Origin of the sequence: Massilia sp. DD77, assembly GCF_036961685.1 — a bacterium.
In the GTDB taxonomy this organism is placed as follows: Bacteria; Pseudomonadota; Gammaproteobacteria; order Burkholderiales; family Burkholderiaceae_D; genus Telluria.
In genome coordinates, this window is the sequence record NZ_JBAMDH010000049.1 from 21,646 (window position 1) to 28,238 (window position 6,593).

Annotated in this window: 7 protein-coding genes; 2 read left to right on the top strand and 5 right to left on the bottom strand. The window is 65.1% G+C overall.

All coding sequences use genetic code 11. The features are described 5' to 3' along the window. Positions 1 to 104 precede the first annotated feature (104 nt). From V7778_RS22615 to V7778_RS22625, 3 genes are all read right to left on the bottom strand, one after another. The gene (locus V7778_RS22615) at positions 105 to 599 is read right to left on the bottom strand and encodes a hypothetical protein (RefSeq protein ID WP_335559470.1); all 495 of its coding nucleotides are present in this window, start codon (positions 597 to 599) and stop codon (positions 105 to 107) included. Between the two features lie 590 nt (positions 600 to 1,189). Further along, positions 1,190 to 1,414 (bottom strand): DUF4287 domain-containing protein, encoded by a 225-nt coding sequence (locus tag V7778_RS22620; protein ID WP_335559472.1) that lies wholly within the window; start codon positions 1,412 to 1,414, stop codon positions 1,190 to 1,192. A 90-nt stretch (positions 1,415 to 1,504) separates the two neighbouring features. Beyond that, positions 1,505 to 2,284, bottom strand: a complete 780-nt coding sequence (locus V7778_RS22625) for an alpha/beta fold hydrolase (RefSeq protein ID WP_335559474.1) — start codon at positions 2,282 to 2,284, stop codon at positions 1,505 to 1,507. A 215-nt stretch (positions 2,285 to 2,499) separates the two neighbouring features. Between V7778_RS22625 and V7778_RS22630 the strand changes: the two genes are divergently transcribed. Next, positions 2,500 to 5,010, top strand: coding sequence for a TonB-dependent receptor plug domain-containing protein (locus tag V7778_RS22630; protein ID WP_335559476.1), 2,511 nt, complete (start codon positions 2,500 to 2,502; stop codon positions 5,008 to 5,010). A 95-nt stretch (positions 5,011 to 5,105) separates the two neighbouring features. Here V7778_RS22630 and V7778_RS22635 read toward each other — a convergent pair whose 3' ends face one another. Beyond that, entirely contained in the window at positions 5,106 to 5,555 is a 450-nt protein-coding gene (locus tag V7778_RS22635; protein ID WP_335559478.1) for an RrF2 family transcriptional regulator, read from the bottom strand. Between the two features lie 145 nt (positions 5,556 to 5,700). On the opposite strand from V7778_RS22635, the gene V7778_RS22640 reads away from it, so the two are divergent. After that, a complete protein-coding gene (locus V7778_RS22640; RefSeq protein WP_335559481.1) occupies positions 5,701 to 6,330 on the top strand; it encodes a response regulator transcription factor in 630 nt (209 codons plus the stop codon). A 30-nt stretch (positions 6,331 to 6,360) separates the two neighbouring features. On the opposite strand, the gene V7778_RS22645 is transcribed toward V7778_RS22640, so the two are convergent. After that, the coding region (locus V7778_RS22645) for a response regulator transcription factor (RefSeq protein WP_335559482.1) at positions 6,361 to 6,593 on the bottom strand (233 nt) is incomplete at its 5' end.

The window sequence follows — 6,593 nt, forward strand, 5'->3', positions numbered from 1 at the left end:
CGGAAGGTGTAGTCCTGAGGCCTTCAAGTCGTTCACAACGGTATGCCGATGATTGGAGTGTTTGGCAGATGAAAGTGCGTCCGTTATCGACCCAAAGCGGCCAATCAGTCCCTGGCCTCGAAGTCTAACTCTCCGTCAAGTCTGACCCGGTAGTAGCCGAGCGGCGCTCCGAACGTATAGCACTCTTCGTAGGCCTTCCCGATGGAACTGCAATGGACGAGGAGAGTGTGCTGGTTTGCGAATTCCAGGCGGAGATCGAATGCGGGAGCGGAACAGGTCACGGTTGTGATTTTCTGCCCTAAAATCGATCTGTAGCCCCGAATCATCGGACCCTCGTTAGAGTTCTCCATGTGACTACCTGAAACTACAGCCGAGTTCGAGTCGATCCGCCAAGGGCACCAGAGCATCAGCGAATAAGCACTGGTGTATCGCTGGACAAGGTCGCTCAAATGAGGGTTGTTCACGGGCTTATGCCTGAGCGTGCGGGCGCCGATCTTCAGTGAGATGACAGACCCTGTACCGCCACCACCAACCAGTCCCCAGCACTCTTTCCCGACTAACAATGAAAGGTCGCTTAAAAAGGCTTCTTGTAAGGACATCAAAAATTTCCCGTTGATTGATGACGACGTGTGCGGACTGCGATTTCGTTGTCACCGACCGCTTCTGGCCGGTTGCTGTCGTTCACTGCACGGCCGCTTCCGAGCCAGAGCAGACGTTCGGTGAGCTTTGTAAATCAGAACTTACAGGCAAGCGTCTGAGTACCACCCTGGTACCGATACTCTGCCCTCCAGTAGTGGCTATCGTTTATTTCGTGGAACGTGACGTCGGGGGAGCGCTCTCGCTTTGTGATGAAGTTCCTGCCCAAAATGACTAGAAGCATGCACTTTGGTGGCCATGCAGAGACTTCGGCAACGAAGTTGCCTGCTTCCAGCTCTGCCTCGAGGATCTGCTGCAGAGGAGGCGCCATTGTCGGGATTTTTTCCATCATGTTTTCTAGCTGAATCGGCAGAGGGGACGAACGACAGCTATTGGCCGATAGCGAACCTTCAGAATGACCCAGTGTAAGTCGTTGTTGCTATCAGGACAAGCAAGAGGTTTTGCCTAGCGCTCTTGGCCACCACGAGACGCTCCGCTTCGGCAAGGGCCGGCGGCGCCCCGATCCCTTGCGCGGCACTGTCGACACCTTGGCCTAGCCCGGCGCCGCGCTCGCCTGCGCCAGGTGCCAGGCAACCAGCGCATTCGCATGCCCATGGCCGAGGCCATGCTCGGTCTTCAGCCAGTTCACCATCTCCATGTGCTTCATGCCGGCCCTGCCGCCCAGCAGGCCGAGCCAGTGGGCCACCGGCTGGCCGTACTTCTTTTCGATCGAGGGAAAATAGGACGCCGGTCCCTTTGCCTTGTCTTGTTCAGTCATGTTCGGCTCCGAAAGTAGGGAAGCGCGGGATGGCTTCCTGTCTCCACGACGAATGGCGCCGTCCGGATTCGACATCCGCTTGCAAGTTTTTCAGCTGGCGCCAAGAAAGCGGGCCACGCGTTGCGCCACCCAGGCTTCCCGTTCGCGGTGCGGAACGTGGCGCGCACCGGGGATCAGCTCCAGTTCCGCTGGCCAGGCCACGCCGGCCGCGATGCGCTCAGGCTGGCGGCGCGAGCCGTATTCGTCCTCGAGGCCGTGCAGCACCAGCGTGGGGCAGTGCACGCCTGGCAGCGCCGCATCCAGCGACCAATCGGCAAAGGCGGGCGCCAGCCAGGTTTCGGTCCAGGCATCGAGCACCCAGGCCGCCTTGTCGCCGTGATAGCGCGCCAGCCGTTCCAGGCTGCCCGGCAGGGCGAACTGGCGCTTCGCTTCCAGAATGCCGGCGCGGGTGCGCTCTTCGATGAAGGACTGGGCCGCCTCCGTCACCAGGGCCGTGCGGGCCTGGGGCCAGGTGGCCGCGCAATGGACCGCCATGCCGCCGCCGACGCTGTGGCCGAACAGGGCGACACGCTCCAGGCCGAAGTAATCGCGCACCAGGGCGAAACCTTCCCTGGCTTCGTCCGCGACAAAGCTTAGGGGCAGGGGGCCGGTGCGTGCACTGGAGCGGCCGAAGCCGAGGCGGTCGTAGGCGATGACGCTGCGCCCGCTCGCCAGCGCCAGCGCAGCCGGAAAGCCGCGCCACAACCCGACGCAGCCGAGCGAGTCGTGCAGCAGGACGATGGGCGCGGTCGCCGCCGCCGGCACTTCCCAGGCGCGCGCGAAGATACTCCCGTCCGCGGCGGGGATGTGATGGTCGATTGGTTGCAGCATATTCACGGCGTCAATTATCGCATCGTCGAATGTGCGTTGCAGCAATGTCATCGAGGCTTACGTGAACCTGACGCTCACTGCTGTGTTGTAAATATCCCTAATGGCAATCATTACGAATTGACATCTTCAATCGTGCCACGCAGTATGGACTGGAGTTGCCGCAAGGGAAACTCCAGTGGAGCGGCTGCCAGATCTACAACAAGAGGAAAACGAAGATGCACAAGAACGTAGCGCAAAAAACCGTATTGGCACTTGCCATCGCATCGCTGTTCGCGGGCGCGTCGCAAGCTCAGGAACAGGCGCCCGCCGCCCCGGCAGCGACCCAGGCCGAGCCGAGCACCGTGGTGATCACCGGCACCCGCGTGGCGAACCGCACCGCGCTCGACACCGCGGCCCCGGTCGACATCATCTCGGCCGAGACCCTCAAGAACGTGGGCAGCACCGAAATGAACCAGGCGCTGTCGATCGCGCTGCCTTCGCTGAACTTCCCCCGTCCGGCCATCACCGACGGCACCGATACCATCCGCCCCGCCACCCTGCGCGGCATGGCCCCGGACCAGACCCTGGTGCTGGTCAACTCCAAGCGCCGCCATGCCTCGTCGCTGGTCAACGTCAACGGCTCGATCGGCCGCGGTTCGGCGGCGGTCGACATGAACACCATCCCGACCGCCATCGTGAAGAGCGTCGAGGTGCTGCGCGACGGCGCGGCCGCCCAGTACGGCTCGGACGCGATCTCGGGCGTGGTCAACATGCGCCTGCGCACCGACCGCACCGGCGGCGAAGCCTCCGTCACTTATGGCGCGCGCAAGACCGAATACGACCTGTACAACGACGTCGCCCCGGCCGGCGCGCCCTGGGCCGGCACCGCGCCGGCCTCGCGCAAGCGCACCGACGGCCAGACCGCCACCGTCAGCGTCTGGAAGGGCCTGGCGCTGGGCGAGAGCGGCTACCTGACCATCGCCGCCGAATACAAGGACCAGCACCGCACCGAGCGCAGCGGCTACGACATGCGCCAGCAATACCCGCGCGTGGCGGGCGGCGGCTTCGATCCGCGCGAAAACACCATCAACCGCTTCAACGCCTGGTACGGCGAGCCGGAGATGGAGCAGAGCACCCTGTTCGCCAACGCCGGCAGCAGCCTGGCTGGCGGCGTCAAGCTGTACGGCTGGGCCAGCTACCAGAACCGCGAAGCGCGTTCGGGCGGCTTCTTCCGTCCGGCCCAGGACGCGCGCAACATCCCGTCCATCTATCCGGACGGCTTCCTGCCGATCATCGCGCCGACCGTGAACGACTTCGCCATGACCGGCGGCGCCACCTGGACCTGGGGAAGCTGGGACATGGACGCCTCGCTCGGCTACGGCAAGAACAAGATGGAGTACGACATCCAGAACACGCTGAACCGTTCGATCGGTCCGAGCAGCAAGACGGAGTTCTATGCCGGCGGTTATTCGTACGACCAGACGGTGTTCAACTTCACCGGCGTGCGGTCCGTCGATATCGGCGGCCTGGCCTCGCCCCTGAACGTCGCGGCTGGCCTCGAGGCGCGCCGCGAGGGCTACGAGCTGTTCGCGGGCGAACCGGATTCTTACCGCTACGGCGGCGAAGTCTTGCCGAACGGTACCCCGGCGGCGCCGGGCGCCCAGGTGTTCCCGGGCTTCCGTCCGTCCAACGCCATCGACAGCCACCGCACCGCGGTCGGCGCTTTCGTCGACCTGGAAGCGAATATCACCCCGCAACTGCTGACCTCGGTGGCACTGCGCGGCGAGCATTACTCCGACTTCGGCAACAGCCTGGCCGGCAAGCTCTCCGCCCGCTATGACTTCAGCAAGGAATTCGCGCTGCGCGGCGCGGTGCAGAACGGCTTCCGCGCGCCTTCGCCGCAGCAGCAGAACTTCACCGCCACCTCGACCAACTTCATCAACGGCGTGCCGTTCGAGATCACCACCTTCAAGCCGAACGATCCGGTGGCGGTGGCCCTGGGCGCCAAGCCGCTGGAGGCCGAGGAATCGGTCAACGCCTCGCTCGGTGCGGTGATGCGCTTCGGCCAGGTCAGCGTCACGGTCGACGCCTACCGCATCGACGTCGACGACCGCATCGTCCTGTCCGAGAACCTGACCCAGGCCAATGTGCGTTCCTACCTGACCGCCCAGGGCTTCATCGGCGTCGGCGGCGGCCGCTTCTTCATCAACGGCGTCGACACCACGACCAAGGGTGTGGACGTGGTCGTGAACTGGCCGCTGAACGCGGGCGAGGCGGGGCGCTTCGACTTCACCCTGGCCGGTAACTTCACCGACACCAAGGTCACCAAGACCCCGGTCACGACCCAGCTGGCCGCGCTGAATCCGGCGCCGGTGCTGTTCGACCGCCTGAACGTGCTGTCGCTGGAAAAGGGGCAGCCGAAGAACAAGCTGAGCGCCAACGTGAACTGGAAGCTGGGACAGTGGGGCGCGACCCTGCGCGCCACCCGCTACGGCGAAGTCCTGTCGCCGGGCACCACGGCCGCCTTCGACTTCGAACTGGGCGCCAAGACCACGGTCGACCTCGAGGCACGCTATGCGGTGACGCCGAAGTTCACCCTGGCGCTGGGCGCGGACAACGTCTTCGACCAGTACCCGGAAACCCTGCCGCCACTCCTCAACACCACCGGCAACACGCCGTTTGCCAACTACGCCCCGTTCGGGCGCTCGGGCCGCTACATCTACGCCCGCGCCAACTACGGGTTCTGAGGCCCGTCGCCACACGGCCTTGCTGGCCGTGTGGCCGCAATGACAATGGCCGCCCTCGGGCGGCCATTTTTATTGTCGAGCGCAAACCGAAGGGGTCAGGCGGCTTTCTTGCGCTGGAAGGCGATCGGCGTCTCGCGCGGGGCCGGTTCCGGCAGCAGCGAGGCCAGGGTGTGACGGTCGAGTTCGTCGAGGTAGGCTTTGGTGGCCTTACCCAGCACGCCCTTCAGGCTGCAGTTCTTGACCAGGCCGCAAGGCTTGCCTTCCGGGTCGAAGCATTCGGCCATGTAGAAGTCGCTCTCGCTCATGCGGACGATGGCGCCGATGTTGATGTCCTCGGGCTCGTGGGCCAGGCGGAAACCGCCGTTGCGGCCGCGGATGGTCTCGACCACGCCATTGCGCGCCAGCTCGTTGACCACTTTCATGAGGTGGTTCTTCGAGATGCTGTGCAGGTCGGCGATTTCCTGGATCGTGACCAGGCGGTCGCGGTTGCTCCCCAGGTGCAGCAGGGTGCGCAGCGTGTAGTCGGTGAAGGAGGTCAGGCGCATGGTCATCCAAGTATAGCGCATTCGCCGTGTGGCCGAGAGGGACCCTTCGGCCGCATTTTTTACATGTCTTAACTTGCCGGATCGGCCACGGCCACTCCAAGATGGAGGACGGGCATAGCCCCGCCGTCCAACCAGGAGCACGACCATGCACACGATTTCCTCTGCCGTCCATATCATGCACGCCGATCCGGTGATGACTGTCGGCCTGCATGCCATCCTCGCCGAACTGCCCGAGCTGCGCGTCACCACCAGCCTGCGCCAGCCCGAGGGACAGCGCGTCGCGCGCGTGCTGGTGGCCGACTACGACACCGGCATCGCGCTGGCGCGCCGGCCGATGCCGGAAGCCCTGCGCCATCCGGCGGTGCTGATCGTGACCCAGCTCGACAAGGAATGGGAAGTGCGGATCGCGATGGACGCGGGGGTGCATGGTTACGTGCTGCAGTCCTGCGCTCCGGATGAGCTGCAGCGGGCGGCGACCACCCTGGCCCAGGGCCAGCGCTATCTCACCGAATCGGTCACGCGCAGCGTGGCCGACAGCCTGAGCCGCGAGAACCTGACCGGGCGCGAGACCGACGTGCTGCAACTGCTGGCCCAGGGCTGCTGCAACAAGTCGATCGCCCGCAAGCTGGGGATCGGCGTGGGCACGGTCAAGACCCACGTCAAGGGCGTGATGAGCAAGCTGGACGCCACCGCCCGTACCCACGCGGTGGTGGTCGCCACCCAGCGCGGCCTGATCCGCCCGGGTGGCGGCGTGCATCCCGCCACCTATTCCTGACCCTCGGTTTTATCCTCGCCGCGGCCTGCGTTACAGCAGGCCGCGCGCCAGCGCCTTCAGCGTGGCGGCGGGCCGCGTCGCGCACCCCAGTTCCTGCAGGGCGCGTTCCAGGTGGGCGCGCACCGCGCCCGTGCTCAGGCGCAGGGCGCGCGCCACGGCGCGTTCGCTGTCTCCCCGGCTGATCCTTCCCAGTACCTCCCGCTCGCGCGCCGACAATCCCGACGGCGCGGGCGCCGCTTCGCCGCCGGCCGCTGCGGCCGCCA